At 48.3% G+C, this 2706-nt stretch carries 3 protein-coding genes; 1 reads left to right on the forward strand and 2 read right to left on the reverse strand.

The genetic code is table 11. The annotated features are described in order from the left end of the window. The coding region (locus BOW51_RS09435) for a response regulator transcription factor (protein ID WP_135568216.1) at window positions 1-660 on the forward strand (660 nt) is incomplete at its 5' end. Here BOW51_RS09435 and BOW51_RS09440 read toward each other — a convergent pair. After that, entirely contained in the window at window positions 657-1541 is an 885-nt protein-coding gene (locus BOW51_RS09440) for a crotonase/enoyl-CoA hydratase family protein (RefSeq protein WP_174564751.1), read from the reverse strand. The two genes, BOW51_RS09435 and BOW51_RS09440, sit on opposite strands and share 4 nt — an antisense overlap. Window positions 1542-2050: 509 nt before the next feature. Continuing rightward, window positions 2051-2659, reverse strand: a complete 609-nt coding sequence (locus BOW51_RS09445; RefSeq protein ID WP_078477501.1) for a MarC family protein — start codon at window positions 2657-2659, stop codon at window positions 2051-2053. Between the last annotated feature and the right edge of the window lie 47 nt (window positions 2660-2706).

The raw sequence follows: 2706 nt of genomic DNA on the forward strand, positions 1-2706 counted from the left end.
TCTGCCGAGTTGGAAAGTTTTGACTTGATGATCCTCGATATGAACATGCCGGAAAAATCCGGTATCGACGTGGTGAAGGCGTTGAGATTCATGGATACTGAAAGCCAGTTACCGGTGATTATGCTTACCGCTGACGCCAACAGTTTTCTCACCAAGCCGGTTGATGCACGTGTGCTACTGGAAAAGGTTGCGGTCCTGACCCGCAGCAGAGCGGTCAAAACTAAACAAACACCAGTCTCGGGCAAAGCTGCAAAAATCTTATCGCCCGCAAGCAGGGTCAAACAGTCGCCCTGGTTTGATGAAAATATTTTGCGTGAGTTGTCTAACCTGGGTGAGGGCGTGAGCTTTGTGCAGGGATTGGTCAATGGATTTCGTCATGACGGCAAACAGCATCTGCTTAACATCAAACAGGCCGAGCAGGACGATTATCCCAGGTACCGCGAGAGCCTGCACGCTTTGAAAGGGTCAGCCACTGAACTCGGTGCTAACAAACTGGTTGATATATGTCTGCAGGGAGAGGCCTTGAAACCCTACGACATTGGCACAGAAAAAATGCGGCAAATTAACCGTAAGGTTGAAGAAATCTTTAACCTTACGGTCAACGCGCTTGAACAATCAGTTTCGGATCAGTCGTTACTGAGTCCGAATAACCCTGACTAGGCTTCCGCAACCATGCGGGTGTCCTGACGCTTCACCAGACGCTGCATCATCTTGAGATCTTTTGCCGTTAAATTTAACGCGGCATCTGCCCAGATTTCTGCGATATCCAGTAATTCTTGCATTGTGACCGGATTGGTCGCGTCCTTGACCTTGCGCATTGCGCGCATCGTATTGGGACTACGCTGTGTCTGTTTGGCATGTTTGTATACGGCCATTTCACCTTCACCTTTTTCGGCCAGGATATCGACCACGCCCATTTCGTGCATTTCCTCGGCACTGTAAATTTTACCACTCAGGATCATCTGTTCAGCTTTTTGCGGTCCAATTTTACGTGACAACAGTGAATAGGCGCCCATGCCCGGGAACAGGTTGAACAAGACTTCGGGTAATCCGATCTTGGTGCCACGCTCCGCAATTACCAGGTTACTGGATAGTGCAGCCTCGAAGCCGCCACCCAGAGCATCACCCTGAATCAACGAAATCGTTGTGAGATCCTGGTTGTGGTGGTACATGTTGCGGTAGAGAATATCAATACAATGAGCAGCATATTGATACAGACCATCGCGATCGCGTGTGTTGATCATGCGAGTGAACAGGTTCAGGTCGCCACCAAGGTTGAAAATGCCACTCACGTCAGAGCCTACAACCAGGAAATCATACTTATCACCATCGCTGGTAATCATTTCCTGCTCAACACCGGCAAGGTAAGTGTCCAGTTCATTCAACAGTGTTGGTGTGAAACAGGGACGAGGTTCTCCGCTCATCAAAAACCAGCCGATCTTGTAGCGGGCATCATAATGAGTTTTAAGCTGTTCAAATTCGCCTGTGCGGGTATTGGTCAGTGTACGGGTTGATTGGTCGATATGCGCTATATTGTTCATTAGAATTACTCCTATGGAGGTTAAATTGGTACCAGGCTAAATACTGACAATCGATACCAAACGGGTGAAGGTTGTTATTACTTCGTTAAAAAAACACGTATTACTACTTATGTTTATATCTTATATCCTTAGAATGCAAACTATTGTAGACAATCAATATAAATTCTGCTGCCACTGATTGGCGCGAAATTATTCACCTGGACGTACCGCTATCGTCATTCCGAGCCAATAAAATCAGCTGGCGACCCATAGGTGTTGTGGTCAAGCCCAACCGGATACTCGGCTAAAAACATTGTTCAAATTCGATGGGCGTAAGACCGCCCAACGTCGTGTGCAGGCGGCGTCTTGTCTCAGCAGTTTCCCTTGCGGCTCATTGAACATGCCATGCAGTAGCAGCGACTAGTAGGCAAGACTGGCGTACTGGTTCCCTCGGTCAGAGTGGTGCAGTAACCCTCCGCCATATACGAAAGAGCCCGGCCTTGCGCCGGGCTTATTCATTCATCGGTTATCTAAATAGCCAGAAAATTCTTAACGCCAGTAAAAATAATCTGGGCGGCGATGGCAGCAACAAAAAGACCTGTCAGCTTGGTCAGAATAACCAGCCCCTGCTGGCCAATAATACGTTCTACTTTGCCAGCTAGAAGCAGGATAATCCCGACACTGAGAATTGCGCACAAGAGCGCTGCCATCGCGATCAGGCCATCAAATCCACCACCGGTCTCCGTACCCATGACCAGCAGTGCACCGATAGCACCAGGTCCAACAGTGATTGGAATGGCAAGAGGTACAACAGCAATGTTGTCATCATCTTGTTGCTTCACGCTGCTGGATGGGCCCTGCACCATATTGATAGCGGAGAGGAACAGGATTGATCCGGCACCGATACGGAAGGCATCAATAGTGATCCCGAAAAGGGTGAAAATATATCCACCAAACTGGTAAAGCACAAAGCTGGCAATCAAGACCGCTAGTGTGACTTTGATTGCCGTTGCTTTTTTCTGCCGGGAGTCAAAACTGCGTGTCATGGAAACGAAAACCGAGACCACGAAAAACGGCGTCAGGATCAGAAATAGCTTCAGATAGGTATTGATGAATATAGTCATGGCTGAGGATTCCATGGTGCTGATTCCTGGCTAAAAATGGGCAGGTCTGTGAGTATACTGTG

Origin of the sequence: Solemya elarraichensis gill symbiont, assembly GCF_002021095.1 — a bacterium.
In the GTDB taxonomy this organism is placed as follows: domain Bacteria; phylum Pseudomonadota; class Gammaproteobacteria; order Chromatiales; family Chromatiaceae.